Here is a 26,113-nt window from a genome sequence, read left to right on the forward strand (position 1 = left end):
GCGACCAGACCGTGGAGCACTGAGGTGAGTGTCGCGCTTGCCGGCTCGGCGAGGCCGGCGGTGGATCGCCCGGTCCGGTACCGGATGCGGTCAGGGGTGATCGCTGCGTTCATGAGGAGGCTGCGTGAGGTGGCGTGCACCTCGTGGTTGGCCCAGCGGTAGTGCGACCGCATGCGCTGCAGGGTCGCCAGCCGCTCGAGGTGGGGGAACTCTATATGCGTCCGGTCGAACAGGACGGTCGCCCACCCGTACTTCCCCTTCAGGTCCGGGCCGTGCTCGGCGACCGCGGTGTCTCGTTCAGCGGCGAAGCGTGCCATGTCCTCCTCACTGAAGGCGGTCGGATCGATCTCGAGGTGCGCCCGCGCGTCCTTGAGCCGCTCGATCTGGCCGTAGGCGTCGAACCGCGCCGCGAGTGTCGGATGCTCACCGTCGGGCGCCCCGTGGCTTCCGATCACGGTGGAGTAGACAGCCAGTTCGTGGGCCGTCCGACTGGAGGCGAGAGCTGCTGCGGGCAGCCCGCCGAGGAGCAGGTCCTGCACCGCCAGGGCGACCCGGCACATGCGGGCCTGCATCCCCGCGAGGACGCGCAGCCGAGGGTCGGGATCAACGCCGGCCTCGCGCGCCTCCTCCTCGCGGCGCGCGAACGTCGCGATCAGGCACGACTCAGCGATCGAGATGAAGGCGACGTACAGGTCGAGCGCCGGGCCCCACTGGTGAAGGACGTCGTCGCGGTGCTCGCGCCGTTCTTCCTCCGCCCGCAGGGCGAAGCCTGACGCACTCGCATGGATCTGCTGGGCGAGATCGTTCGCTGCAACCTCGAGGTCGCGCTCGAACAGGGCATCGTCGCCGGTGCTCCGGTTCTCAAGCCTGTCGGCCAGGGCTTGCGTGATCGCCATCGCTGGCGTGGCGAAGTCGATCAGCACGTCGTCTGAGTCCTCCATGGCTCGAATCTCCCACGCGTACCACGCGTACCGCGCGTACAGCACGGCTGCCTGAAGTGCTGGGAACAGGTTCCCGATCTGCGGCCCCGGTGAGGCAGTGGCGGGCCTTGGTCGACGCCAGGCGCGCTCACCCCTCTACCCTCTGCATCGGCCTACCAGGGGTCTCCCATTTGGCCTGCCACTCGGCATCCCATGACCTCCCATATTGGCACCTGGCGTGCGGCGCCTCCCGCGCTGGGCTGCCCCTGCGCGCCCGCCTAGCGGTCTAGAGTGGGCGCCATGAACAACGACACCGAGCGCGACGTCTTCGCGCACATCCAGCACGAGAGCGGCGACGGCGCCGCTCTACGTGCGGATCGGCTGGCGGACGCGCTGCGCACGGTCGCTCCGCTGCGCAAGGTGTTCGTGCAGAGGCAGAACACCGAGTCCGAGCGACCCTCGCTGCTTGGCAAGATGGTCCGCGCGCGCGCTGTGCTGCCGCTGCGCACCTTCCTGCTCGTGCATGCGCTCGAGCCGGTCCTCGAGCCGTGGCCGCTGGGCACCTGGGCCAAGCTCGTCGGAGGCACGTCGGCGCACCCTCCTTCGACGGAGGCTGTCTCACGCGCCTTCAACAGCCTGGTGAACCTCAAGCTCGTGGAGCGCGCGCCCGTCGGCAACGGCGTGCGGATCACTCCGCTGCTCGAGGACGGCTCCGGGCGTCCGTTCGAACGCGCGTCTGGCAAGGATGCCGAGGTAGGCCCGGGCTACTTGGTCATTCCCGATGTCTTCTGGACCTCCGGGCTGGCGGACCGACTCAAGCTCCCCGGCCTCGCGATGTTCCTCGTCGCCCTGCACGAGACGACCCAGGAGCAGACCTATCAGATCGCGCTCGAGCGCATGGCGGAGTGGTACGGAATCAGCGAGCGCACGGCCGAGCGGGGTTACCTCGAGCTCTCCAAGGAGCAGCTCCTCCTGACGCACACGCAGTGGGTCCGCGACCGAAAGATGCGGACCCCGAAGGGACTCGTGCCACGCGTTCACCGAGCGTTGGCGAGCCCCTACTCCAAGGCCGCGCGAGACGAGGCTCAGGCGAAGAACCGCAAAGCCGCGCGCAAGGCTGCCGCGGGTGCGACAACGGCTGCCGCACCACCGGCATAGGCACCACGAGACCCCGATGGCAGGGGCGGCAACCCCTGCCATCGGTGCACACCAGGCGCGACACCCGCGTCTGGCCGCTTGCACGACCACACGGAAGGAGTCACGCACCGGTGACAGTGAACAAGTCCACGGTACCCCCGGCCACGGCACACATGCGGCGGGAGAGTCCTCCAAAGGGTCGTCGTCCTGACCGAGGAGAAGACGCCTATGGACGTCGAGACTCGTACACCACGGCGCCGCCCGACCACTGAGGAGGTGCGCCGGCTGGGCTTCCAGCTGGTCAGCGCAGGCCTCAGGAGCGCGGTGACCTGGCTCGTGTACGAGCTGCTTCAGCAGCTCGGCTGAACGCACTGCACACCCACCGGCGTCGACGGCCTTGCGCCGCCGCCGACGCCGGTGCGGGAGAGGGGGGCTGCTGCACCGATCGGTGACACCCGGGAACAAACCTCTGATCCCCAGAGTTGAGCCCATCAGACTCAACCTCCGCCGCCTCGACTTGTCGACACCCCACCACCCGTCGCAGACTTGAGCCCGGCGGACTCAAGACGTCCCGGATGACAGCAGTCGGAGCGGCACGCTCCAGGAAGAAGGCACACCCATGGCACGAGCAGTCGGCATCGACCTCGGCACCACCAACTCCGTCGTCGCCACCCTCGAGGGCGGCGAGCCCACGGTCATCGCGAACGCGGAGGGGTCGCGCACGACTCCGTCCGTGGTCGCCTTCTCCAAGACGGGCGAGGTGCTCGTCGGTGAGGTCGCCAAGCGGCAGGCCGTCACCAACGTCGACCGCACCATCTCCTCGGTCAAGCGCCACATGGGCACGGACTGGTCGACCTCGGTCGACGACAAGAAGTACACGCCGCAGGAGATCAGCGCCCGCATCCTCGGCAAGCTCAAGCGGGACGCCGAGGCGTACCTGGGCGAGCCGGTGACGGATGCCGTCATCACGGTCCCCGCGTACTTCAACGACGCCGAGCGCCAGGCCACCAAGGACGCCGGCACGGTCGCGGGCCTCAACGTCCTGCGCATCATCAACGAGCCGACGGCCGCGGCGCTCGCCTACGGGCTGGAGCGCGGCAAGGAGGACGAGAACATCCTCGTCTTCGACCTGGGTGGCGGCACGTTCGACGTGTCCCTGCTGGAGGTCGGCAAGGACGACGACGGCTTCTCGACCATCGAGGTCCGCGCGACGGCCGGTGACAACCGCCTCGGCGGTGACGACTGGGACGCCGCGATCGTGGCGCACCTGGTCACCGAGGTGAAGAACACCACGGGCGTCGACCTGTCGAAGGACAAGATCGCGCTGCAGCGTCTGCGCGAGGCGGCGGAGCAGGCCAAGAAGGAGCTGTCGTCCGCGACGAGCACCAACATCTCGCTGCAGTACCTCTCGATGAGCGAGAACGGCCCCATCCACCTGGACACCAAGCTGACGCGCGCGCAGTTCCAGCAGATGACGCAGTCGCTGCTCGACCGCGTGAAGGCCCCGTTCCACCAGGTCATCCGCGACGCGGGCATCTCGCTGAGCGACATCGACCACGTGGTCCTCGTCGGCGGCTCGACCCGCATGCCCGCGGTCTCCGAGATCGTCACCGAGCTCACCGGCGGCAAGGAGCCCAACAAGGGCGTCAACCCGGACGAGGTCGTGGCCGTCGGCGCCGCGCTGCAGGCCGGCGTCATGAAGGGCGACCGCAAGGACGTCCTGCTCATCGACGTGACCCCGCTGTCCCTCGGCATCGAGACCAAGGGCGGGGTGATGACCAAGCTCATCGAGCGCAACACGGCCATCCCCACCAAGCGCTCGGAGATCTTCTCCACCGCCGAGGACAACCAGCCGTCCGTCCTCATCCAGGTGTTCCAGGGTGAGCGCGAGTTCGCCCGCGACAACAAGCCGTTGGGCACGTTCGAGCTCACCGGCATCGCCCCGGCCCCGCGCGGCATGCCGCAGATCGAGGTCACGTTCGACATCGACGCCAACGGCATCGTGCACGTGTCCGCCAAGGACCGCGGCACGGGCAAGGAGCAGTCGATGACGATCACCGGCGGCTCGGCCCTCCCCAAGGAGGACATCGACCGCATGGTGAAGGACGCCGAGGAGCACGCGGCGGAGGACAAGAAGCGCCGCGAGGAGGCCGAGACCCGCAACACCGCGGAGCAGCTCGTCTACCAGACGGAGAAGCTGCTGGCCGACAACGGCGACAAGCTCACGGACGACGTGAAGGGCGAGGTCGGCGGCGCCGTCACCGAGCTCAAGACGGCGCTCGAGGGCACGGACGTCGACGAGGTCAAGGCCAAGCACGCGGCCCTGCTCACGGCGAGCCAGAAGATCGGCGAGGCGCTGTACGCCAACCAGCAGGCGGCGCCGGCCGACGACGCCCCCGCGGGCGACGCCGGCTCGACGGCCTCGGACGAGGACGTCGTCGACGCCGAGATCGTCGACGACGAGGACGACAAGAAGTGACCGAGGACCGCACCTCGGGGTCGGGTGCCCCCGACCCCGAGGACGCCCCCCGGGTCACGGACAAGCGCCGCATCGACCCCGAGACCGGGCAGCTGCGCGAGCCCACCCCGGAGGAGGCCGTCCTGGCCGAGGCGGCCGAGGCCGTCGCCGGCGTGGCGGACGACCCGTCCTCCGAGGCGCTCGTCGCGGCCGAGAAGCTCGCGGCCGACCGGCTCGACGAGCTGCAGCGCGCCCAGGCGGCGCACTACAACCTCGAGCAGCAGTACAACGCGTACGTGAAGCGGTCCAAGGCGGAGACCCTGGCCGCCCACGACCGCGGGGTCGCGACCGTCGGCGAGGCGCTCATCCCGGTGCTCGACGACATCGAGCTGGCCCGCAAGCACGGCGACCTCACCGGGCCGTTCGCGTCCATCGCGGAGAAGCTCGAGGCCACCCTGCAGCGGCTCGGCGTCGAGCGGTACGGCGAGGCCGGGGAGCCGTTCGACCCGGCCGTGCACGAGGCGCTCATGCACGCCCACTCGGCCGACGTCACCGAGCCCACCGTCCGCGAGGTCCTGCAGCCCGGGTACCGCACCACCGACCGGATCCTGCGGGCCGCGCGCGTCGCGGTCGTGGACCCGGAGGGCTGAGGACCAGCATCATCAGCACCACGCACGCACGCGGGCGGCGGCCGGGCACCGGCCGCCGCCCCTGCGGCACCCGGAGTGTGGGGAGCAGGACCACGGACACGCACAGCACGACAGACCGGAGGGAGGCGCCGTGACCGGACAGGACTGGCTGGAGAAGGACTTCTACGCCGTGCTCGGCGTCGCCAAGGACGCCGACGCGGCCACCATCAAGAAGGCGTACCGCAAGCTCGCGCGCCAGCTGCACCCGGACCAGAACCCGGGTGACGCGGGCGCGGAGGCGCGGTTCAAGGACATCGGCGAGGCGTACGCCGTGCTCTCGGACCCCGAGCAGCGCCAGCAGTACGACCAGCTGCGCGCCATGGCCGGCGGCGCCCGCTTCACCGCGGGCGGCCACGGTGGCGGCACCGCGGGCTTCGAGGACGTGTTCGGCGGCATGTTCGGCGGCGCCAACGGCCCGGGCGGGCGGGTGCGCTACTCGACCGGCGGCGCCGGGGGAGCGGGTTTCGAGGACCTCCTCGGCGGGCTCTTCGGTGGCGGCGGGCCCGGGTTCGGCGGGCGCGGCCCGCAGCCCGGCGCGGACCTGTCGGCCACGACGACGCTGCCGTTCCGCACCGCGGTCGAGGGCTCGACCATCTCGCTGTCGGTCGAGGGCCGCACCGTCAACGCCCGCATCCCCGCCGGGGTGCGCGACGGGCAGAAGATCCGGCTGCGCGGCAAGGGACGCCCCGGCGACCCCGGAGCGCCCGACGGCGACCTCGTCATCACCGTGCACGTCGAGCCGCACCCGGTGTTCACGCTCGACGGCACGAACCTGCGCGTGACCGTCCCGGTCGCGTTCGACGAGGCCGCGCTCGGCGCGACGATCGACGTCCCGGCGCTCGACGGGTCCACGGTGCGCGTCAAGGTCCCGGCCGGGACGCCGTCGGGACGCACGCTGCGCGTCAAGGGCCGCGGCGTCGCCACGTCCAAGGGCACCGGTGACCTGCTCGTGAGCGTGCAGGTCGTGGTCCCCCAGAAGCTGACGGCCGCGGCCAAGGAGGCCGTGCAGGCCTTCGGCATCGCGACGTCCGGTGACGACGTGCGCGCCGACCTCATGGCGCAGGCGCGGCGCTGACGCACCGGGGAGGACCGCAGGAGGCGAGAAGGGCGGGAGGGCCGATGGACGAGGACGCGAAGGTCTACGTGATCTCCGTCGCCGCGCAGCTCGCGGGCATGCACCCGCAGACCCTGCGGCAGTACGACCGCCTCGGCCTGGTCCGTCCCGCCCGCACGCGCGGCCGCGGGCGGCGGTACTCCCTGCGCGACATCGCGACCCTGCGCGAGGTGCAGCGGCTGTCCCAGGACGAGGGCGTCAACCTCGCCGGCATCAAGCGGATCCTCGAGCTCGAGGCGGAGGTCGAGGGCCTCAAGCGGCAGGTCGAGTACCTGCGGGCGTTCGTCGACCCCGGGCGACGGGTCTTCACGGCCGACCCTCGCGGCGACGTGGTCGCGGTCAACCGTGCGGCCGGTCGCACCCGCAGGTCGACGACCAGTGCCGAACGCGCGGCCGTCGTGCTCTGGCGCCCGTTGCGCTGAGATGCGCGGACGGCCCCCGCGGACGCCCGGCGCCGCGGTAGCCTCACGGTCGTCCCGGCGTCGCCGTGGGCGTGGGGGCCGACGACGAGGTGGACCGTGAGAGCGCGACGACTGTGGACCATGACGCTCGCGGCACTGCTCGCGGTGGTGGGCGGTACGTCGGCCGCCGGGCCCGCGACGGCGGCCTGCGTCGTCACGGTGACCGGGACCCTGACGGACGCGATCAGCGGTGCACCGGTGGCTCGCGGCTACGCGTGGATCGTCGGGGCGGACGGCTCGGGCTACTTCAACTCGCCCCACCACGCCTGGTCGGACGCGTCCGGCCGGTACAGCATCCCGCTCGACTGCCGGGACGGCGACGCGGTCGTGGCCGCGGCCGGCGGCAACGAGCTGGTGTACTCGACGCACTACGGCCGCAACGCGACGGACGTCGCGCACGCCCAGCCGTTCTCCCTGCGCGCACCCGGCGAGGTCGCGGGGCAGGACGTGCTGTTCACGCCCCCGGGCTGGTTCGTCCCGGTGCAGCCGCGGCGCGTCATCGACACGCGGTCCGGCGGCGCGGGGCCGGTCGGCCCGGGTGCGTCCCGGACGTTCCCGCTCGCGGGGCTCCCGGCCGACACCACGGCCGTCGTCCTCAACCTGACGGCGACCGAGGGCTCCTCGCCGACGTCGTTCGTCTCGTTCGTCGACGAGGGCCTGCGCTCCACGCCGACGCAGAGCTCGGTCAACACCGTCGCCGGGCGCGACGTCGCCAACCTCGTCACGGCCCGGATCGTGCCCCCACGGGTCAGCGGGCGCACGCAGCCGCAGGTCACGCTCTACAACAACGCCGGCACCACCCACCTCGTCGCCGACCTCGCGGGGTACTACGCGACGTCCGCGGGCGCCGGCCTGGTGACCGTCGCGCCGACCCGGGCGCTGGACACCCGGCAGAGCAGCGCGCTGGGTACCGGTGAGACGCGGACCCTGCCCCTCGCACCGCCCGCGGGCGCCGTGGCGGCGGCGGTCACGGTGACGTCCACGGAGGCGTCTGCGGTGACGTCCTTCATCTCGGCGTTCCCTGCCGGCGACCCGAACGGCCCCCGGACGAGCACCCTCAACGCGTACCGCGGGGACGACATCGCCAACCTGGCGGTCGTCCCGCTCGGCGACGGCGGGGCCATCGCCCTGCACAACGACCAGGGCTCCACCCACGTGGTCGTCGACGTCATCGGCTGGCTGGTGCAGGGTGGCGGCGCCGCGTACTACCCGATCAACCCCAAGCGGGCCGACCAGCCGATGGGGTTCGGGGCGAACTTCGTCATCAGCAACCCCGACATCGAGATCAGCAAGTTCCCGGTCGCGCTGCTGCTGAACCTCACCACCTACGGGACCACGGAGCACACGTACGTGACCGTCTGGGACCAGCGGTACCCGCAGCCGGGCACCAGCAACGCGAACGCCCGCCCGGGAGCCGACATCGGGACCGCCGTCCTCCTGCGCTCGGGCAGCGGGTCGCACGCCATGGTGACCGGTGGCCGCGGGACCTCGGGCGTCGTGCTCGACGTCACCGGCTACTTCGCGGTCCCGGGGTCCTCGGGTCCGTAGGGCTGGGGCGTCCGGCGCTCCGCGTCCCGCCCGGGTGGCGGGGCGGCGGATGGGCCGGACGGGTGACAGCGGGGCGAAGTGGTTGTCCGAATCGGACAATCCGGACCACGATGGCGGAACCACCGCGGATGCGGCGGCCGGGCTCGCGCGCGGTCGTCGCCTGACGAAGGGGTCTGCCCGTGACCGACGCCCCCGCACGACCCCTGCTGGGCTCCCACGACATCGCCGTCGACCGGGAGCGGGTGCGTCGTCGACGCGTGATCCGGCTGTGCCTGGTCGTGCTCGCCCTCGAGGGGTACGTGGTGGGGGCGGCGCTGACGGGACGCCCGCTGGTCGTGCTGCCCGACGTGGACCCGCTCGTGGTCGCGCCCGTGCTGTTCTTCGTCGCCCTGATCGTCCTGCTGGCGGGCACGCAGGTGGGCGCCGGTCGCTCCCCGCACGTGACGTACCGGCCGGAGCAGGTCGACGTCACGCTCGACGACGTGGTCGGCATCGACCCGATCGTCGACGACGTGCGCCGCTCGATCGACCTGTTCCAGACGCACCGCCGGTTCGCCGCGCAGATGGGCGGCACGCCGCGCCGCGGCATCCTGTTCGAGGGTCCTCCGGGGACCGGCAAGACCCTCACCGCCAAGGCCATGGCTGCGGAGGCGGGTGTGCCGTTCCTGTTCGTCTCGGCGACCAGCTTCCAGTCGATGTACTACGGCGCGACGGCCCGCAAGATCCGCTCGTACTTCAAGGCGCTGCGTGCCGCTGCCCGCAAGGAGGGCGGTGCGATCGGGTTCATCGAGGAGATCGACGCGATCGCGCTGCGCCGCGGCGGGATGCTCGGCGCGAGCGCCACGGCCGCGTTCGTCGGGCTGCCCTCGCTGTCGGCGGTGATGGCCGGGCAGGGCGCGGGCGTGGTGCGCAACGCGATGGTCTCCGAGGGGACGGGCGGGGTCGTCAACGAGCTGCTGGTGCAGATGCAGTCGTTCGACGAGCCCGTCGGCTCCGACAAGGTCTACAACCGGCTCGTCGCCGCGGTGAACCTGCTGCTGCCGGCGCACCGGCAGATCCGGCTGCGTCGCCCCACGCGGGCGCCGATCCTGCTCATCGCCGCCACCAACCGGGCGGACCACCTCGACCCGGCCCTGCTGCGGCCGGGTCGCTTCGACCGGCGGCTCACGTTCAACCCGCCGGACGCGCACGGGCGGCGGGCGCTCGTCGACCACTTCCTCGCTCGGCGGTCCCACCACCCCGAGCTCGACGAGCCCGCCGCCCGTGACCGCGTCGCCGCCGCCACCAGCGGCTGGACCCCCGTGATGGTCGAGCACCTGCTCGACGAGGCCCTGGTCAACGCGCTGCGCCGCGGCGACGACGGGATGCGGTTCGTCGACGTCGAGCAGGCACGCATCACCGAGCTGGTCGGCCTGGGGCACCCCGTGACGTACACGCAGACCGAGCGGACCCTCATCGCGACGCACGAGGCCGGGCACGCCGTCACCGCGTGGCTGGTCGCGCCCAACCGCACCCTCGAGGTCCTGACGATCGTCAAGCGCGGCTCCGCGCTGGGCCTGCTCGCGCACGGCGACTGCGAGGAGGTCTACACGCACACGCAGTACGACCTGCGCGCGCTCGTGCAGATCGCCATGGGCGGCTGGGTCGCCGAGGAGCTGTTCTTCGGTCAGACGACCACGGGCCCGGCGTCCGACCTCGCGGCGGCGACGAGGACCGCCGCGCAGATGGTCGGCGCGGCCGGCATGACGGGGTCGCTGGTCTCGTTCGCGGCGACGGACCGCGACCTGGTGTCCGCGGTCATCGCGGACTCCTCCGCGCGGGCGCAGCTGGAGGACGTGCTGGACGGCGCGCGCGGCACGGTGCGCCGGCTGCTCGCGAGCAACCGCGACCTGGTCGAGGCGCTGCGCGACGCCCTGCTGGAGCGGCACGAGCTGGTGGGCGAGGAGATCACGTCGGTGCTCGAGAAGGCGGTCGCGTCGCGGCCCGACGGGGTCCGCCCGGTGTCGCCGGGGGACCACCTGCGGATCGCGTGACGCCACGTCCCTCTACCGGGTGAGGGTGGGGGACGACCAGGGGCCCTTGGTCCCCGGTCAAGCGTCCAGATCGTGAGACGATCGAGGAGCCGGCGACCCCGGCACCTCATGCCCGTCGCACCTACAGGAGCGTGTTTCCCCCATGTCCGCCGTCACCTGGCACCGTCCCCGGACGTCCGCCGTGCCCGCCCGTCTCCCCCTGCGCACCCGGCTGCGCCACCTCAACGAGACCATCCGCTGGGCGCCCGCCCCCTACTTCGAGGGCCCCGCGCCGCAGCGTCTGCGGTACATCGGCTACGTGCTGGCCTCCGTGCTCGGCTGGACCGCCGGCAGCCTCCTCGTGCTCGCGGCCGTCGGTCGCGCCCTCGCGTCGATCTGACGCCGCCGACACCGGGCCGGGCGCGCAACGGGGCGCGTCCGGCGCGGGTCCGCCGGCCATCGCGACGTGACATAGCGGACAACCCGCGCGAAGCCCCTGTGGACGGCCATGGGGACGACCTGCCGCGCCCTGTGCACACCGGTGTGGGCGGGCTCGGCGTGTCGGCTGGCGGTCGGGCGTCGTCGCACGTCAGAGGGCGTTGTCGGTGTCCACAGGTAGTGTGCGAGCGAGCCCACAGGGTGAAGAACGACACGGCTGTAACACAACACCTAGTAGTGACTTGCACTGTCAGACCCCAGGTGTAGTGTCTACGCAGACGGCTCGCCCCGAAGTACACGGGTGTTGTGCGGGCCCTCGTCAGCAGGTCGGACCAGCCTCTCCAGGGCCGTCCGGCAGGTCGACGAGGGCGACGCAGGACCCCGGCCCCCGGGTGACGCGGCCGCGATCGTCGCACCACCAGACCACGAGCTCGGGGGAGCAGAGACATGACCATCACGGTGTACAGCAAGCCGGCATGCGTGCAGTGCACGGCCACGTACCGCGCCCTCGACAAGCTCGGGCACGACTACACGGTCGTCGACATCTCGGAGGACGCCGACGCGCGTGACTACGTGATGTCGCTCGGGCACCTGCAGGCGCCCGTCGTCGTCGCCGGCGGCGAGAACTGGTCGGGCTACCGCCCCGACCGCATCAAGGCGCTCGCGGACAAGCTGGCGACGCAGGTCGCCTGACGTCGGCGGACCTCGCGGTCCGTCGCCCCGTACGCCCCGGGCCGACGCAGGACTCACGTCGCGTCGGCCCGGCGGGCACTCGAGAACAGGTCGACCGGCACCGGACGGTGCCGGTCGACCTGCACCCGGCAGGTGATCGGGCCCTCGGCGCGCCCGAGGCCCGGTCGCCCCAGCACGACGACGACGCGACAGGAGGCAGGCGTGGCACAGCTCGTCTACTTCTCCTCCGCGTCGGAGAACACGCACCGCTTCGTCCAGAAGCTCGGGCTGTCGGCGCAGCGCATCCCGTTGCGCCCGACCGACGGGTTCCTGCACGTCAGCGAGCCGTACGTGCTCGTCGTCCCCACCTACGGCGGGGGCAACGAGGGCGGCGCGGTCCCGCGGCAGGTCGTCAAGTTCCTCAACGACGAGGACAACCGTGCGCTGATCCGCGGCGTCATCGCGGCCGGCAACACGAACTTCGGTGAGGCGTACTGCATCGCCGGCGACATCGTGGCCGCCAAGTGCCACGTGCCGTACCTGTACGCCTTCGAGCTCATGGGAACAACTGAGGACGTCAACCGCGTCCGCGAGGGATTGGGAAGATTTTGGCAGCGACAGTTGCAGATACCCGCGTGAACCTGACGGGGCTGGACTACCACGCCCTCAACGCGATGCTCAACCTGTACGACGCGGACGGGAAGATCCAGTTCGACGCCGACCGCCAGGCCGCGCGCGAGTACTTCCTGCAGCACGTCAACCAGAACACGGTCTTCTTCCACGACCTGGACGAGAAGCTCGACTACCTGGTCGAGAACAAGTACTACGACCCGGCGGTGCTCGCGCAGTACGACCGCGCGTTCATCAAGTCGCTCTTCCAGTACGCGTACTCCAAGAAGTTCCGGTTCCAGACGTTCCTCGGCGCGTTCAAGTACTACACCTCGTACACGCTGAAGACCTTCGACGGCAAGCGGTACCTCGAGCGGTTCGAGGACCGGGTGTGCATGGTGGCGCTGTCCCTGGCCGAGGGCGACCAGCAGTTCGCCACCAACCTCGTCGACGAGATCGTCTCGGGGCGCTTCCAGCCCGCGACGCCGACGTTCCTCAACCTCGGCAAGGCGCAGCGCGGCGAGCCCGTCTCCTGCTTCCTGCTGCGCATCGAGGACAACATGGAGTCCATCGCGCGCGGCATCAACTCCGCGCTGCAGCTCTCCAAGCGCGGCGGCGGCGTGGCGCTGCTGCTGTCGAACATCCGCGAGCACGGCGCGCCCATCAAGCACATCGAGAACCAGTCCTCCGGTGTCATCCCCGTGATGAAGCTGCTCGAGGACTCGTTCAGCTACGCCAACCAGCTCGGCGCGCGCCAGGGAGCCGGTGCGGTGTACCTGCACGCGCACCACCCGGACATCTACCGGTTCCTCGACACCAAGCGCGAGAACGCGGACGAGAAGATCCGCATCAAGACCCTGTCGCTGGGCGTCGTCATCCCGGACATCACGTTCGAGCTGGCGAAGAAGAACGAGCCGATGTACCTCTTCTCCCCGTACGACGTCGAGCGCGTGTACGGCGTGCCCTTCGCCGACGTGAACGTCAGCGAGAAGTACTACGAGATGGTCGACGACAGCCGGATCCGCAAGACCAAGATCAACGCGCGCGAGTTCTTCCAGACCCTCGCGGAGATCCAGTTCGAGTCGGGCTACCCGTACGTCATGTTCGAGGACACGGTGAACCGGGCCAACCCGATCGAGGGCAAGATCACGCACTCGAACCTGTGCTCGGAGATCCTGCAGGTCTCCACGCCGTCGACGTACAACGAGGACCTCTCGTACGCCGAGGTCGGGCGCGACATCTCCTGCAACCTGGGCTCGATGAACATCGCGCTGTCGATGGACTCCCCGGACCTGGGCAAGACCGTCGAGACCGCGATCCGCGCGCTGACGGCCGTCTCGGACCAGACGAGCATCGAGTCGGTGCCGTCGATCAAGAAGGCCAACGCCGGCGGGCACGCCATCGGCCTGGGGCAGATGAACCTGCACGGGTACCTGGCGCGCGAGCGCGTCCACTACGGGTCGGACGAGGGCCTCGACTTCACGAACATCTACTTCTACACGGTCGCGTACCACGCGATCCGCGCCTCGAACCTGCTGGCGCAGGAGCGCGGCGCAAAGTTCTACGGGTTCGAGAAGTCGACGTACGCCACCGGCGAGTACTTCACCAAGTACGTCGAGAAGGAGTGGAAGCCGCGCACGGCGCGCGTGCAGGCCCTGTTCGACGAGGCCGGCGTGCGCATCCCGACGCAGGACGACTGGCGCGAGCTGGCCGCACTGGTGGCCGAGCACGGCATCTACAACCAGAACCTGCAGGCCGTGCCGCCGACGGGCTCGATCTCCTACATCAACCACTCGACGAGCTCGATCCACCCGATCGCGTCGAAGATCGAGATCCGCAAGGAGGGCAAGATCGGGCGCGTCTACTACCCGGCGCCCTTCATGACCAACGACAACCTCGAGTACTACGCCGACGCGTACGAGATCGGGTTCGAGAAGGTCATCGACACCTACGCCGAGGCGACGCAGCACGTCGACCAGGGCCTGTCGCTCACGCTCTTCTTCAAGGACACCGCCACCACGCGCGACCTCAACCGGGCGCAGATCTACGCGTGGAAGAAGGGCATCAAGACCATCTACTACATCCGCCTGCGGCAGATGGCGCTCGAGGGCACCGAGGTGGAGGGCTGCGTCAGCTGCATGCTGTGACGCCCTGACCTGCGCGAACGCCCCCGACGAGACTGAGGAACGAACGACATGATGAGCCCCACAGGCAAGATCAAGCTGGTCGACCGCGTGTCGGCGATCAACTGGAACCGGCTGGTCGACGAGAAGGACGCCGAGGTCTGGGACCGCCTCGTCGGCAACTTCTGGCTGCCGGAGAAGGTGCCGGTCTCCAACGACATCCAGTCCTGGGCGACCCTCACCGAGGCCGAGAAGACGATGACGACCCGCGTCTTCACGGGCCTGACGCTGCTGGACACCATCCAGGGCACGGTCGGCGCGGTCAGCCTCATCCCCGACGCGCTGACCCCGCACGAGGAGGCCGTCTACACGAACATCGCGTTCATGGAGTCGGTGCACGCCAAGTCGTACTCGTCGATCTTCTCGACGCTCATCTCCACCAAGGAGATCGACGAGGCGTTCCGCTGGTCGGAGGAGAACCCGAACCTGCAGCGCAAGGCCGAGATCGTCCTCGACTACTACCGGGGTGACGACCCGCTCAAGCGCAAGGTCGCCTCGACGATGCTCGAGTCGTTCCTGTTCTACTCGGGCTTCTACGCGCCCATGTACTGGGCGTCGCGCGCCAAGCTCACCAACACGGCCGACCTCATCCGCCTCATCATCCGCGACGAGGCCGTGCACGGGTACTACATCGGCTACAAGTTCCAGAAGGGCCTGGAGCGGGTGTCGCCGGCCGAGCGCGCCGAGCTCAAGGAGTACACGTTCAACCTGCTCTTCGAGCTGTACGACAACGAGGTGGAGTACACGCAGGACCTCTACGACGAGCTCGGCCTGACCGAGGACGTCAAGAAGTTCCTGCGCTACAACGCCAACAAGGCCCTGATGAACCTGGGCTACGAGGCGCTGTTCCCGCGCGACGAGACGGACGTCAACCCAGCGATCCTGTCGGCGCTGAGCCCCAACGCCGACGAGAACCACGACTTCTTCTCCGGGTCGGGCTCCTCGTACGTCATCGGCAAGGCCGTCAACACCGAGGACGACGACTGGGACTTCTGAGTCCACGAGACAGCACGTGAGGGGTTGCCGCCGGTCTCCGGCGGCAGCCCCTCACGCTCGTCGTCCCGCGCCCGGTCGGTGACCGTCTCGTCACCCACCCGGCTGGGGCGTCAGGCGGTCTTGTCGGTCGACAGCGCCACCTCCCGGCCGGCCGCGACCTCGGCCGCGAGGGCCGTCGCGCGGTCCGCGGCCATGGCGGACGCATCCGACCCGAGCTGCTGGTGCAGCGGACCGTCGCCCCGCTCGACGACCGTGACGATCGCCGCGGCGGCACGTGCCGGGTCGCCGGGCTGGCTGCCGGGCATCGCCAGGTGCGCCTCGACCATCGCCCGGATCGCCGGGTACGCGTCGCCCGCGTCACCGGTGAGCTCCAGGGAGCCCTCCCGCAGGAAGTCCGTGTCGAAGTAGCCGGGCTCGACGACGCTCACGCGGATCCCGTGGTCGGCGACCTCCGCGGCCAGCGCCTCGGTCAGGCCCTCGACGGCGAACTTGGCCGCGCTGTACAGGCCCCACCCGGGGAACGCGAGCAGCCCGAGGATCGACGACATGGTGACGACGTGCCCCGAGCCGGCGGCGCGCATGACCGGCAGCACCGTGCGCAGCACGTTCCACGTGCCGTGGACCTGGACGTCGAGCATGCGGCGCACGTCGTCGTCGCTGGTCTCCTCGACGGCGCCGAGGTAGCCGTAGCCGGCGTTGTTGACGACGACGTCGACGCCGCCGAACCGGTCGACGGTCGCGGCGACGGCGGCCCGGACGGACGCCTCGTCGCTCAGCGTCACCTCGAGCGCGAGGAGGTCGCCGGTCGGGGTGCCGTCGAGGGCGGCGAGCAGGCGGTCGGTCGAGCGGGTGGTGGCGGCGACGCGGTCGCCGCGCTCCAGCAGGTGGCGCACCAGCGCCAGCCCGAGGCCGCGGGACGTGCCCGTGACGAACCAGGTGGCGGGACGGTCGGTGGGGTAGCTCATGGTCGGTTCCTCTCGATCAGGGGGTGCGTCCAGCGTCGTCCGCGGACGGGCGCCGTGGGGGCGCACCACCTGCCCGGCGAGGACCAGGACGCGCGTGCCTAGGACGCGCAGGGCCAGGCACGCCGCGACGCCGCTGCGGCAGGATCGACCCGTGGCCGACGTCAACCGCGAGCTCGCCGACTTCCTGCGTCGCGCCCGCAGCCAGGTCGACCCCGAGCGTGCCGGGCTGCCCGCCGACGGACGCGTCCGGCGGGTGAAGGGTCTGCGCCGCGAGGAGGTCGCGCTGCTCGCACGCGTGTCGACCGACTACTACACGCGCCTCGAGCAGGGACGCCGCATCGTGCCGTCCGCGGGTGTCGTGGACGCGATCGCGACGGCCCTCGACCTCGACGAGGCCGGGCGCGCGCACCTCGTCCACCTCGTCGGGGCGTCCCCGCGCCCGACCCCGCGACCCACCCGCGCGCAGAGCGCCCGCCGCGGTCTGCACCAGCTGATCGACACGCTCGACGACGTCCCTGCGATGCTGCTCGGCCGCCGCACCGACGTCCTGGCGACCAACCGGCTCGCCCGCGCGCTGCTCACCGACTTCGACGCGATGCCGGCCAAGGACCGCAACTACGCGCGGTGGATGTTCCTCGACCCGCAGGCCCGCGAGCGCCTGGTCGACTGGGACGCGCAGGCCCGCACGGTCGTCGAGAACCTGCGCCTCGACGCGGGCCGCGACCCGCACGACGCGGCGACGCAGGGGCTCGTGGGTGCGCTCACGATCACCAGCCCGGAGTTCGCGCGCTGGTGGGAGGAGCACCGCGTGCACCAGCGCACGTTCGGTGACAAGCACTTCCGGCACCCGGTCGTCGGGGAGCTGACGCTGCAGTACGAGACGCTGACGACGCCGGGCGACCCGGACCAGGCGCTGTTCCTGTTCACGGCCGAGCCGGGGTCGCCGTCGCGGGCGGCGCTGGACCTGCTGGTCAGCTGGACGCTGACCCGGGCCCGCCCCACCTCCGGCTGAGCCGCCGCACCTCTGCCGGGCGCGCCGTCCCAAGCGCGTGGACGTCCCCGTCGACCGGCGCGGTCCGCGGGGCTACCGTGGTCGGGAGTCCTCCGGCGTTGTCGCGGGAAGGGGTGGTGGCGTGGAGCACGTCCGTGCCCCCTCGGCCCGCGCGCTCGCGCCCCGACCGCACCGGCCCGGCCCCGGCCCGGGGCACCTCGGGTCCGGGCCGCTCGACGGTGCCGCGGGCAACGCGGCCACCGCGCGACTCGTCCACTCTCACAGCCGACCTCCTGTGGGCACGACCGCGCCGCGCGCGCTGCCGCCGATCGACCTGGCCGACGTCGACGCCGCCCGCGCGCGCACCGGAGCGAGCGACTGGCGCCGGCTCGTCCAGGGCATCGCAGCCCTCAGCGGGCTCGGGGGCGTCGGGCGCGTCCTGGGGGCGGGCGCCGGCGACGTGCACCCCGTGCGCGCTGCGGCCGAGCGGGTCGGTGACGGCTGGGGTCTGCTCGGCGCGGGCAGCGCCGTCCCCGGCGACGTGCGCCGCCCGTACGAGCAGAGCTTCGGGAGCGACCTGTCCGCGGCGCGCATGCACGTCGGCAGCCCGGCCGCCCGCGCGGTGACGTCGGGGTTCGGCGTCGAGGCGATGACGGTCGACCACCACATGCTCTTCGCCGGCACACCCAGCCCGCGGGTGCTGGGGCACGAGCTCGCGCACGTCGCCCAGCACGCGCAGCGCACCGCCCCGCCGACCAACACGTCCTTGCGGGCCGCCCGCCCCGGCTCGGACGTCGAGCGCGACGCCGACGCGGCCGCTGCCGCCGCGCTGAGCGGCCGGCCGCACGCCCCCCGGGTCGCGGGCGGCGAGGACGTCAGCATGCTCGCCCCGCTGGCGATCCTCGCGATCGCGGCCCTCGTCGCCGGTGGCGGCGTCGCGGTGGCCGCCGAGGTCTACGGACCGTCGTACGAGGAGAACCAGCGGCGGGCCGCCGAGCGCAGCGCCGACCCGTCGCTGGGTGCCTGGGCGGAGGCGGCGTGGCTGTGGGTGCCCGTGGGCGGCACGGCGTCACGCATCTGGGAGGCGCAGAGCCCGGTCGAGCGGTACCTCAACGTCGCGATGATGCCGCTCGACGTGCTCACGCTCGGGGCGCTCGGCTCGGCGGCGATGAAGATCAGCAGCCTGGGCCTGTGGCGCACCGCCGTCGCGCGGGCCGCGCCGGGTGAGCTCGCGGCGCTCGGCCGCGAGGGGGTCGCCGTCGCCACGCGGGCGGAGGTGCAGGCCCAGGCGCGTGCCGCCCTCGAGGCCGGGCAGGCCGTGATCGCCACCGTCGGGCGACGCAACCACGCCATCGTCTTCGTGCAGGTCGAGGGCCAGCTGTACCGGCTCACGGGCGGTGCGCTGCGCAGCATGGCGGTGCGGTCGATGGAGTCGTTCGCGCCCCGCAGCATCAACGCCTTCCACGTACTCGGCGGCACCGAGGCCAGCGCCCGCATCCTCGCCGAGGCCCAGATGCTGGCTCGCACGTGGGGGCCGGGCATCGGGTTCTCGTTCCGCAGCTGCGGCCTGAGCACGGCGCGCCTGGCCGAGTCGGGGCTGCTGTCCCTGGGGTCCGGGGGCCTGGGGCTCGCGGGCGGCCGCGCGTACCTGCCGGTGACGGTGATCGGTGCGCTGGCCGAGCGCGGCGGCGTCACCATGTCCCAGCAGGGCGCGCGGTGGATGCTGCTGGGCACCGGCATGCAGTTCGGCCTGCTGGGCACCGCGCGCAGCACCGTCAACGTCGTGACCAACCCCCAGACGACCCTGGCGGTCGGCGGTGCGGTCGTCGACGTGTTCACCTGGGCCAGCGACCTGCTGGGCCCCGCGGCCGCGGACCTCGCCCCGCCGCAGTCGTCCGGCGGCGACGCGGCCCCGGACCCCCTGGCCGAGATGCAGGTGTCGTCGTCCGACCTCGACGCGGCGCTCGTCGCGACCGACCCCGGGGACGCGGGCATCGCGCTGGCCGCGGCGCCGGAGGCGTACCTCGCGGTGCAGAACTGGGTCGAGCTGGCATCCAGCGCCGAGGCGAACGTCTCGCAGCCGCTGACGCTGGAGCCGCACTACACGTTCCTCGCGACCGCCGACCCGGTCAGCGCGCCGCCGCCCGTCGACCTGGGTGCGGTCGTGGACCTGCGGGCCGCCGTCGAGAGCACCCCCGGTGAGGACGCGCACCTCGACGACGACTGGATCGTCCAGGTCTCCAGCCGCCCGGAGTACGCCGCGGCCGCCTTCCGGTTCGTCGACGCCCTGCACGCCGCCGTGGACCAGCAGGACCACGACCGCATCCTCGACGACGTGGCGACGTACTTCGACGTGCCGACGCCCCGCCCGGCGGAGCGAGCGGCCGCCGCGGCGCTGGCCCTGGCCCGCGCTGGCCTCGCCGGCGCCGACCTGGAGGGCGCCCGGTCCCGGCTGGAACAGGTCAGCCGCTGAGCGGGCCCGACGCGTCAGCGCACGCGGCCAGCACGTGCGGCAGCGCCGACGTCACCCGGTTGCCGGCGGCGGGCAGCCCGACGAGCACGGCCGACAGCACCTCGGCACGCGAGGCGCCGAGCTCGAGGGCCCGCCGCGTGTGGAAGTCCAGGCCGCTGTGCAGCCCGGTGGCGGCCAGCACCGCGAGGTAGGCGATCTCCTGGGTGCGCTCGTCGAGCGCGCTGGCGTCGCCGAGCTCCCCGACGGCCCGCATCCAGGCCCCGAACTGCGCGGGCGTCTCCCGAGCGAACGCCTCGAACGCCTCGGACACGCTCATCGTGCGCTCCCTCCGTGCTGCCGACCCGACCCCGTCGACCGTAGGTCGCCGCCGTCCCGCGGGGGTCGGACGAAGGTCCCCGCGGGACGGCGGCGTCGGGGTGCGGGTCAGGACGCGCGGCTCCACTGGAACGTCGCCGCCGACGTGCACGTGCGCTGCTCCAGGGCGGCGCCGTCCGCCGTCGAGGCGCCGACGACGCCCACGCACCGGCCGCTGCCGCGGTTGACCAGCTGCTCGTAGCCGTCGCCGGTCGACCGCCACGAGAACTGCTGGTTGGCCCCGCCGTGGCAGGTGTACTGGATGAGTCGCCCCCCGTCCGCGGTGGACGCGCCGCTGACGTCCAGGCACCTGCCGCTGTGCACGCTGCGCAGCGTCACGTACCCGCCGCCGGCGTCGGTCACCTGCCAGCGCTGCCACGGCTGGCCGTTGCTCGCCCACTGCCCGACCACCGCGAGGTCGTCGCGGTTGGGGCTCTGCACGTCCATGACCTTGCCGCTGGCCCGGTTGACGACGCGCACGTCCGTGGGCGTCGAGCCGCCGGCGCGCGTGAACTGCCAGCTGGTCACGTTGAACAGCTCACCCGTGCCGCCGGCGAACCGCAGGACCAGGTCCCGGGTGCCGGTCGCGCCGCTGACGGGGCACGTCGTGGTCGCCCACGACTGCCACCCACCCGTGCCCGGCACCGTGCACGTGCCGACCAGGGGACCGGTGGCGCTGTCGAGCCGCACCTCGATGCGACCCCCGCTCGTCGCCGACGCGACGCGCGCGCTGAACGTCGCTGCGCCGGCGCCGAACGCGACCCCCTTGACCCGCACCCAGTCGCCGTTGCTGATGAAGGCGAGGTTGAGGCCGCCCTCCGTGGCGCGCTCGGTCTCGACGCCGCTGGCCCAGGCCGTGGTCTCGGCCTGCTGCGTGACGTACGGGTCCAGCGGCTCGATCTGCGGCGGTCCGGCCGTGGTCATGTTCATGGTCGGGATCGAGCCGTCGGCGCCGTACGTGAACTGCTCGACGGCCACCGACCGCGTGAAGCCGCCCCCGCCCGGCAGCGCACCGTTGTGGTAGAAGAAGTACGACCGGCCGCGGTAGTCGATCACGCCCGGGTGGTTGGTGAAGCTGCTGCCCTGGCGGGGCATGACCGTGCCGCGGTACGTCCACGGGCCCGTCGGGCCGGGCGCCGTGGAGTAGCCGATGAACTCGCTGCAGCACTCGGCGGCGAACACGTTGTAGTACATGCCGTTGCGCTGGTAAACCCACGGACCCTCCTCGTAGAGGGTGGGCCGGTTGGCGACGTTGCCCGGCCGGGTGCCGAAGCCTGCGGTCGTCAGCGGGATCCGGGTGGGGCTGCCGGCCAGCGACACCATGTCGCGGTTGAGCCGCGCCACCCACAGGTTCGGGTTGCCGTAGTAGAGGTACGCCTGGCCGTCGTCGTCGATCATCACGCTCGGGTCGATCTCGGAGTTGTCGACCAGCGGCCGGCCGATCGCGTCGCGGAACGGCCCCGTGGGGCTGTCGGACACCCCGACGCCGATGGCGTTGCCGCCGCCGCGCTTGACGACCGGCACGTAGAAGTAGAACCGCCCGTCGCGTTCGACCACCTGCCCGGCCCAGGCGTCGGACTGTGCCCACGAGAACGTCGCGAGGCTCATGGGGGAGCCGTGGTCGGTCCAGTTGACCATGTCGGTCGTCGAGAAGACGCGCCAGTCCCTCATGGTGAACCAGGTCGACCCGTCCTCGTCGTGGGTGGTGTAGACGTACAGGCGACCGTCGTGGACGAGCGGCGCCGGGTCGGCCGTGTAGATCGTCTGCACGATCGGGTTGTCCGCGCGGGCGGGCGCTGCGAGCGCCGCGGGGACGAGCAGCGCCCCGGCGACGAGGGCGGCGACGAGCACGCGTCGCGTCGCGCCGCGCCTCATCGCCGGGTCCAGCGCTGGTTGGCGGCGCCGGAGCAGTGCCACAGCAGCACGCCGGTCCCGTTGGCGGTGAGGTTGCGGTCGACGTCGAGGCACAGCCCGGAGCGCACGCCGCGGATGGTGCCGTCCGACTGGTGGGTCCACTGCTGGTTGGTGCCGCCGTTGCAGTCCCAGAGCTGCACCGCGGTGCCCGCGGTGGCGCTCGGCGGGGCGTCGAGGCACTTGCCGAGCACGCGCAGCTGCGCGTTCGTGGCCTCCCAGCGCTGGTTGGCGCCGCCGTGGCAGTCCCAGATCGTCGGGCGGGTGCCGTTGGCGGTCGCGCTGTTGGGGGTGTCGAGGCACCGGCCGGAGGCGGCGCTGACGAGCGTCGCGCCCGTCGGCTGGGGTGTCGGCGTGGGCGTGGGCTCGCCGGGGGTGCCCCCGGTGGTCACGCGGTAGAGCACCACGCCGTGCGCGGGCACGTTCGCGGTCAGCCGGTCCGCGGTCTGACCCGACGCACCGGTCCACAGGTCGCGGAACGTCGACGTCCGCGTGGGCAGCCCGGCCTCGGCGAGCGTCGCGGAGATCGTGCGCGCGCTGTTGCCGCGGTTGAGCAGCGCCACGGCTGCCGACCCGTCGGCCAGGGGCTTGACCCACACCTCGGCGTCGCCGTCGTCCCGCACGCGGTCGGCCTGGCGCACCAGGGGGTCCTGGTCGATGGCCAGCACCTCGCGGTTGGTGAGGACCGCGCGCACGTCGGCGCTCATGTTCCGCATGTCGTTGCCCGCGATGAGCGGGGCCGAGAGCATCGCCCACATGCTCATGTGGGCGCGGTTCTCCGTGGGCGTCAGCGTGTTGCGCACGCCGACCATGAGCATGTCGGGGTCGTTGTACTGCCCCGGCCTCGTCCACTCCCGCATCGGCTCGATGATGTCGAGGGCCTCGGTGATGCCGACGAAGCACCAGTGGTCGGACGGCGGGCAGCCCGTGGACCAGGCGTCCTTGAGGTCCTCCGACGTGCGCCACATGTCCGCGAACGCGCCCCAGCCGGAGTACGTGGGTGCGGTGTTGGTGTGGGCGCTGTTGGGGTTGATCGAGTAGACGATGGGCCGCCCGGTGGCCTTGAGGGCGTCACCGAACTTCTTGAACAGCGCCGCCTGCTCCTGCACGGTGCCGCGCGGGTCGCACCAGTCGTGCTTGACGTAGTCGACGCCCCACGACGCGAACAGCTGGGCGTCGCGCGTCTCGTAGCCGTTGGACGACGTGCCGGGCCGGTTGCCGAAGTACTGGTCGCAGGTCTTCTCGCGCGGTGCGTGGTAGATCCCGAACTTCAGGCCCTTGGAGTGGATGTAGTCGCCGAGGGCCTTCATGCCGGACGGGAAGCGCGAGGTGTTCGCCCGCAGGTTGCCGGCGGCGTCGCGGGTGTCCTGCATCCAGCAGTCGTCGACGACGACGTACTGGTAGCCGGCCGCGGCCATGCCGGAGCTGACCATCGCGTCCGCGGACTGCCGGATCATCTGCTCGTTGATGTTGCAGTAGAAGGTGTTCCAGCTGTTCCAGCCGAGCGGCGGCAGGGGGGCGGGCTCGTCGACGGTGGGTGCGGGGGCGGCGGCCGCCGGGCCGGCGGGCGCGACGAGCCCGACGGCCGGGGTGACGAGCAGGGTCAGGGCGAGCGCGAGCGTGCGGAACCTGGAGCGCGGACGGGTGCGGGACACGGAGGTCTCCTCGGCGGACGTGGCCCGCGTGCGGGCCGGACCGACCCGGCGGACGTCGGTGTCCGTCGGGGCGTCACGTGCGGCGGCCGCCGCACGGGCGAGGTCCGTCCGTGCGCGGGGAACGGTCCAGCAGCCGATCGTGAACGTTCACAGCGTGCTGCCGAAGATCACGCACGGGCGGGGACGAGGTCCAGCGGTGAAACGCTTCGACCGGCCGTGCTCGTCCGCCGCCTCGACGTCGGCTACAGGGCCATGCGCAGGAGCCACCGGCTCACGCCGCCGGACTTCGAGTCCGTGGCGACGACGCGCTCGAAGCCTGCGGACTCGAACAGCCCGGTCGTGCCGACATAGGCGAGCGCGGAGCTGATCCGGGTGCCCTGGGGGTCGATCGGGTAGGCCTCGAGCATCGGCGCTCCCTGCGAGCGGGCGTACTCGATCGCGCCGTCGAGCAGGTGGCGTGCCAGGCCCTGCCGGCGGAACGCGGGCCGCACGACGAGGCAGACGATGCTCCACACCGGGACGTCGTCGACCGTGGGGATGGTCCGTGACCGCGTGAGCCGGTGGTGGCTGGAGCGGGGGCTGACCGAGCACCACCCGGCCGGCTCGCCGTCCACGTAGGCGACGACGCCCGGTGGCGTGCCCTCCTCGGCATAGCGACGCAGGCGAGCGGGACGGTCTGCGCCGTCGAGGGCGTGGAACTCGGCGTTCGGGACCCGGTAGCTGAGGCACCAGCACGCGGGGGAGTCGGGGTTCTTCGGTGCCAGCACGGCGCGCACGTCGTCGAACCGCTCGACGGTGGCGGGGTGCACCTCGATCGTCGGAGTCACCGGTCCACCGTGGCACAGACCTCCGACACCGGGCGCGGGTCCCGCCACCTCGCGGGCAGGGCGGCCCCTACGTGTTACGGTACGGAACGTGCCGTATTCTAAATCGCCCGACGCGCCCCCGCCTGTGCGGGGGCGTCCCCGCGACGACCGCCGCGAGCGGGAGATCCTCGCGACGGTCACCACGCTCCTCGCCGACGTCGGCTACGACGGCGTGACCTTCGAGGAGGTCGCGCGCCGCGCCGGCGCCTCCAAGGCGACGCTCTACCGGCGGTGGAGCACCCGCCGCGACATGGTGATGGCCGCCCTCAAGGCCGGGCCCGCCGCGCGCTCCGGCCCGGACGCGATCGACACCGGCAGCCTGCGCGGCGACCTGCTCGCGCTGTGCCGACGGCTCGACCGGACCATGCGCTCGTCCGACGGCCGCACCGCGATGCTCCTGCTGCAGGCCGGCCTCGAGGACCCCGAGCTGTGCGACGAGATCGAGCGGTCCACCGGCCCGACGGGTGCCCGGCTGCCCGCGAGCGTCGTCGAGGCGGCCGTGCGCCGCGGCGAGCTCCCTATCGGCGTCGACCCGTTCCCGTACGAGGAGGTCACCGGGTCCGTGCTGCTGCTCCGCCGGCTCAACGGCCTGCCCGCCGACGACCACTACCTCGAGTCGCTGGTCGACTCCGTCCTCCTGCCCGCCCTGCGCGGCACCGCCGACGTCCGAGGGGACCTGCCGCGAGGGATCTTCTCCGGCCACCCCGCCACCGCACCCGCCCCCGTGACCACCGAGGAGACCCCATGACCACCCCGACCGCCACCGACCTCACCATCGACGGCTTCACCTACCACCGGCTGCCGGGCGCCGACGACGTCGACCTGCACGTCGCCGTCGCGGGCGACGGCCCCGCCGTGGTGCTGCTGCACGGCTTCCCGCAGACCCACTGCATGTGGCGGCACGTCGCCCGCGCGCTCACGGACGAGCACACCGTGATCGTGCCCGACCTGCGTGGCTACGGGCGCAGCGCGAAGCCCGCCGCGCAGGACGACACGACGTACTCCAAGCGCACCATGGCCCGCGACGTCGTCGAGGTCGCACGCAGGCTCGGTCACGAGCAGTTCGGGCTCGTCGGCCACGACCGCGGCGCCCTCGTCGGCGTCCGCGCCGGCCTCGACCACCCCGACGTCGTGCGGTACCTCGGCGTCCTCGACGTCCTGCCGACCCTCGACACCTGGGCTGTGCTCCAGGGCGTGCACGCCAAGGTCGCCTGGCACCTGTACCTCATGGCACAGCCGCCCGGCCTGCCGGAGAAGATGATCGCGGCCGTCGCGCCGGAGTTCTTCGCCTCGTTCCTCGACGCGTGGGACCCCGACGGCTCGACGTTCGAGCCGCAGGTGCGCCGGCACTACGTCGACAGCTCGGTGGCGTCCGTCGACGCGATCGTCGCGGACTACCGGGCGACGGCCGGGGTGGACCTCGAGATGGACCAGGCGGACCGCGACGCCGGCCGGCGGCTGACCATGCCCGTCGGCGTCATCTCCCAGGACTGGGGGTCCGTGCTGGGATTCGACCCGCGCGCCCTGTGGGGAGCGTGGGCGAGCGACCTGACGTACGAGCCGATCGCGGCCGGGCACTTCATGGCCGAGGAGAAGCCCGCGGAGGTCGAGCGGTTCGTGCGCGAGCTCGCGGCGCGCGCCGACGGCTGAGCCCGGCGGCT

Annotated in this window: 23 protein-coding genes; 17 read left to right on the plus strand and 6 right to left on the minus strand. The window is 72.1% G+C overall.

All coding sequences use genetic code 11. From position 1 onward, the window contains the following. Window positions 1-941, minus strand: a 941-nt coding sequence (locus Cph01nite_RS17170; RefSeq protein WP_203675947.1) for a DUF5677 domain-containing protein, incomplete at its 3' end; no start/stop codon positions are given. 279 nt (window positions 942-1,220) lie between these two features. On the opposite strand from Cph01nite_RS17170, the gene Cph01nite_RS17175 reads away from it, so the two are divergent. The 13 genes from Cph01nite_RS17175 to nrdF all read left to right on the plus strand — a co-directional run bounded on the left by Cph01nite_RS17175 (window position 1,221) and on the right by nrdF (window position 15,237). After that, window positions 1,221-2,078, plus strand: coding sequence for a hypothetical protein (locus Cph01nite_RS17175; protein ID WP_203675948.1), 858 nt, complete (start codon window positions 1,221-1,223; stop codon window positions 2,076-2,078). 207 nt (window positions 2,079-2,285) lie between these two features. Beyond that, window positions 2,286-2,423, plus strand: a complete 138-nt coding sequence (locus Cph01nite_RS17180; RefSeq protein WP_203675949.1) for a hypothetical protein — start codon at window positions 2,286-2,288, stop codon at window positions 2,421-2,423. A gap of 253 nt (window positions 2,424-2,676) precedes the next feature. Continuing rightward, window positions 2,677-4,536 carry a molecular chaperone DnaK gene (dnaK, locus tag Cph01nite_RS17185; protein WP_203675950.1) on the plus strand — a complete coding sequence of 620 codons (1,860 nt, stop codon included), beginning with the start codon at window positions 2,677-2,679 and terminating at the stop codon, window positions 4,534-4,536. After that, window positions 4,533-5,165 (plus strand): nucleotide exchange factor GrpE, encoded by a 633-nt coding sequence (locus Cph01nite_RS17190; RefSeq protein ID WP_203675951.1) that lies wholly within the window; start codon window positions 4,533-4,535, stop codon window positions 5,163-5,165. The genes dnaK and Cph01nite_RS17190 overlap by 4 nt, the downstream gene beginning before the upstream one ends. Window positions 5,166-5,295: 130 nt before the next feature. Then, window positions 5,296-6,279, plus strand: a complete 984-nt coding sequence (locus Cph01nite_RS17195) for a DnaJ C-terminal domain-containing protein (RefSeq protein WP_203675953.1) — start codon at window positions 5,296-5,298, stop codon at window positions 6,277-6,279. Between the two features lie 44 nt (window positions 6,280-6,323). Continuing rightward, the gene (locus Cph01nite_RS17200) at window positions 6,324-6,740 is read left to right on the plus strand and encodes a heat shock protein transcriptional repressor HspR (protein ID WP_203675955.1); all 417 of its coding nucleotides are present in this window, start codon (window positions 6,324-6,326) and stop codon (window positions 6,738-6,740) included. 96 nt (window positions 6,741-6,836) lie between these two features. Beyond that, window positions 6,837-8,327: a hypothetical protein gene (locus Cph01nite_RS17205; protein ID WP_203675957.1), complete on the plus strand. Its 1,491-nt coding sequence runs from the start codon at window positions 6,837-6,839 to the stop codon at window positions 8,325-8,327. 179 nt (window positions 8,328-8,506) lie between these two features. After that, a complete protein-coding gene (locus tag Cph01nite_RS17210; protein WP_203675959.1) occupies window positions 8,507-10,360 on the plus strand; it encodes an AAA family ATPase in 1,854 nt (617 codons plus the stop codon). A gap of 142 nt (window positions 10,361-10,502) precedes the next feature. After that, window positions 10,503-10,739: a chemotaxis protein CheW gene (locus Cph01nite_RS17215; protein WP_203675961.1), complete on the plus strand. Its 237-nt coding sequence runs from the start codon at window positions 10,503-10,505 to the stop codon at window positions 10,737-10,739. A gap of 485 nt (window positions 10,740-11,224) precedes the next feature. Beyond that, window positions 11,225-11,470: a glutaredoxin-like protein NrdH gene (gene nrdH / locus Cph01nite_RS17220; protein WP_203675963.1), complete on the plus strand. Its 246-nt coding sequence runs from the start codon at window positions 11,225-11,227 to the stop codon at window positions 11,468-11,470. 201 nt (window positions 11,471-11,671) lie between these two features. Continuing rightward, the gene (nrdI, locus tag Cph01nite_RS17225; protein WP_203675965.1) at window positions 11,672-12,088 is read left to right on the plus strand and encodes a class Ib ribonucleoside-diphosphate reductase assembly flavoprotein NrdI; all 417 of its coding nucleotides are present in this window, start codon (window positions 11,672-11,674) and stop codon (window positions 12,086-12,088) included. Further along, window positions 12,058-14,205: a class 1b ribonucleoside-diphosphate reductase subunit alpha gene (gene nrdE / locus Cph01nite_RS17230; RefSeq protein WP_203675967.1), complete on the plus strand. Its 2,148-nt coding sequence runs from the start codon at window positions 12,058-12,060 to the stop codon at window positions 14,203-14,205. The genes nrdI and nrdE overlap by 31 nt, the downstream gene beginning before the upstream one ends. A gap of 51 nt (window positions 14,206-14,256) precedes the next feature. Continuing rightward, window positions 14,257-15,237: a class 1b ribonucleoside-diphosphate reductase subunit beta gene (nrdF, locus tag Cph01nite_RS17235; protein WP_203675998.1), complete on the plus strand. Its 981-nt coding sequence runs from the start codon at window positions 14,257-14,259 to the stop codon at window positions 15,235-15,237. Window positions 15,238-15,347: 110 nt separating this feature from the next. Here the strand turns inward: nrdF and Cph01nite_RS17240 are convergent, their stop codons facing one another. Further along, complete coding sequence (locus tag Cph01nite_RS17240; RefSeq protein WP_203675969.1) at window positions 15,348-16,202, minus strand: SDR family oxidoreductase; 855 nt, start codon at window positions 16,200-16,202, stop codon at window positions 15,348-15,350. 151 nt (window positions 16,203-16,353) lie between these two features. Between Cph01nite_RS17240 and Cph01nite_RS17245 the strand changes: the two genes are divergently transcribed. Together Cph01nite_RS17245 and Cph01nite_RS17250 are read left to right on the plus strand one after the other, a co-directional pair. After that, window positions 16,354-17,214 (plus strand): helix-turn-helix transcriptional regulator, encoded by an 861-nt coding sequence (locus Cph01nite_RS17245; RefSeq protein ID WP_239069338.1) that lies wholly within the window; start codon window positions 16,354-16,356, stop codon window positions 17,212-17,214. 121 nt (window positions 17,215-17,335) lie between these two features. After that, the gene (locus Cph01nite_RS17250; protein ID WP_203675971.1) at window positions 17,336-19,666 is read left to right on the plus strand and encodes an eCIS core domain-containing protein; all 2,331 of its coding nucleotides are present in this window, start codon (window positions 17,336-17,338) and stop codon (window positions 19,664-19,666) included. On the opposite strand, the gene Cph01nite_RS17255 is transcribed toward Cph01nite_RS17250, so the two are convergent. The 4 genes from Cph01nite_RS17255 to Cph01nite_RS17270 all read right to left on the minus strand — a co-directional run bounded on the left by Cph01nite_RS17255 (window position 19,656) and on the right by Cph01nite_RS17270 (window position 24,413). Beyond that, the gene (locus Cph01nite_RS17255; RefSeq protein WP_203675972.1) at window positions 19,656-19,982 is read right to left on the minus strand and encodes a carboxymuconolactone decarboxylase family protein; all 327 of its coding nucleotides are present in this window, start codon (window positions 19,980-19,982) and stop codon (window positions 19,656-19,658) included. The genes Cph01nite_RS17250 and Cph01nite_RS17255 overlap by 11 nt on opposite strands. Before the next feature lie 107 nt (window positions 19,983-20,089). Further along, window positions 20,090-21,895 (minus strand): family 43 glycosylhydrolase, encoded by a 1,806-nt coding sequence (locus tag Cph01nite_RS17260; protein ID WP_203675973.1) that lies wholly within the window; start codon window positions 21,893-21,895, stop codon window positions 20,090-20,092. Next, window positions 21,892-23,586: a glycoside hydrolase family 27 protein gene (locus Cph01nite_RS17265; RefSeq protein ID WP_203675974.1), complete on the minus strand. Its 1,695-nt coding sequence runs from the start codon at window positions 23,584-23,586 to the stop codon at window positions 21,892-21,894. Before Cph01nite_RS17265 ends, Cph01nite_RS17260 begins: the two co-directional genes overlap by 4 nt. A gap of 242 nt (window positions 23,587-23,828) precedes the next feature. Then, window positions 23,829-24,413, minus strand: coding sequence for a GNAT family N-acetyltransferase (locus Cph01nite_RS17270; protein WP_203675975.1), 585 nt, complete (start codon window positions 24,411-24,413; stop codon window positions 23,829-23,831). Between the two features lie 88 nt (window positions 24,414-24,501). Between Cph01nite_RS17270 and Cph01nite_RS17275 the strand changes: the two genes are divergently transcribed. Both Cph01nite_RS17275 and Cph01nite_RS17280 read left to right on the plus strand, forming a co-directional pair. Next, window positions 24,502-25,200 carry a TetR/AcrR family transcriptional regulator gene (locus Cph01nite_RS17275; protein WP_239069339.1) on the plus strand — a complete coding sequence of 233 codons (699 nt, stop codon included), beginning with the start codon at window positions 24,502-24,504 and terminating at the stop codon, window positions 25,198-25,200. Then, window positions 25,197-26,102, plus strand: coding sequence for an alpha/beta fold hydrolase (locus tag Cph01nite_RS17280; RefSeq protein WP_203675977.1), 906 nt, complete (start codon window positions 25,197-25,199; stop codon window positions 26,100-26,102). Before Cph01nite_RS17275 ends, Cph01nite_RS17280 begins: the two co-directional genes overlap by 4 nt. Window positions 26,103-26,113 lie beyond the last annotated feature (11 nt).

Origin of the sequence: Cellulomonas phragmiteti (genome assembly GCF_016862775.1) — a bacterium.
In the GTDB taxonomy this organism is placed as follows: domain Bacteria; phylum Actinomycetota; class Actinomycetes; order Actinomycetales; family Cellulomonadaceae; genus Cellulomonas; species Cellulomonas phragmiteti.

Coding starts and splice junctions, on each gene's coding strand:
- Cph01nite_RS17240 (WP_203675969.1), bottom strand. CDS start 16,202: ATGAGCTACCCCACCGACCGTCCCGCCACCTGGTTCGTCACGGGCACG.
- Cph01nite_RS17215 (WP_203675961.1), top strand. CDS start 10,503: ATGTCCGCCGTCACCTGGCACCGTCCCCGGACGTCCGCCGTGCCCGCC.
- Cph01nite_RS17180 (WP_203675949.1), top strand. CDS start 2,286: ATGGACGTCGAGACTCGTACACCACGGCGCCGCCCGACCACTGAGGAG.
- nrdH (WP_203675963.1), top strand. CDS start 11,225: ATGACCATCACGGTGTACAGCAAGCCGGCATGCGTGCAGTGCACGGCC.
- Cph01nite_RS17255 (WP_203675972.1), bottom strand. CDS start 19,982: ATGAGCGTGTCCGAGGCGTTCGAGGCGTTCGCTCGGGAGACGCCCGCG.
- Cph01nite_RS17280 (WP_203675977.1), top strand. CDS start 25,197: ATGACCACCCCGACCGCCACCGACCTCACCATCGACGGCTTCACCTAC.
- Cph01nite_RS17175 (WP_203675948.1), top strand. CDS start 1,221: ATGAACAACGACACCGAGCGCGACGTCTTCGCGCACATCCAGCACGAG.
- Cph01nite_RS17200 (WP_203675955.1), top strand. CDS start 6,324: ATGGACGAGGACGCGAAGGTCTACGTGATCTCCGTCGCCGCGCAGCTC.
- Cph01nite_RS17260 (WP_203675973.1), bottom strand. CDS start 21,895: ATGAGGCGCGGCGCGACGCGACGCGTGCTCGTCGCCGCCCTCGTCGCC.
- dnaK (WP_203675950.1), top strand. CDS start 2,677: ATGGCACGAGCAGTCGGCATCGACCTCGGCACCACCAACTCCGTCGTC.
- nrdF (WP_203675998.1), top strand. CDS start 14,257: ATGAGCCCCACAGGCAAGATCAAGCTGGTCGACCGCGTGTCGGCGATC.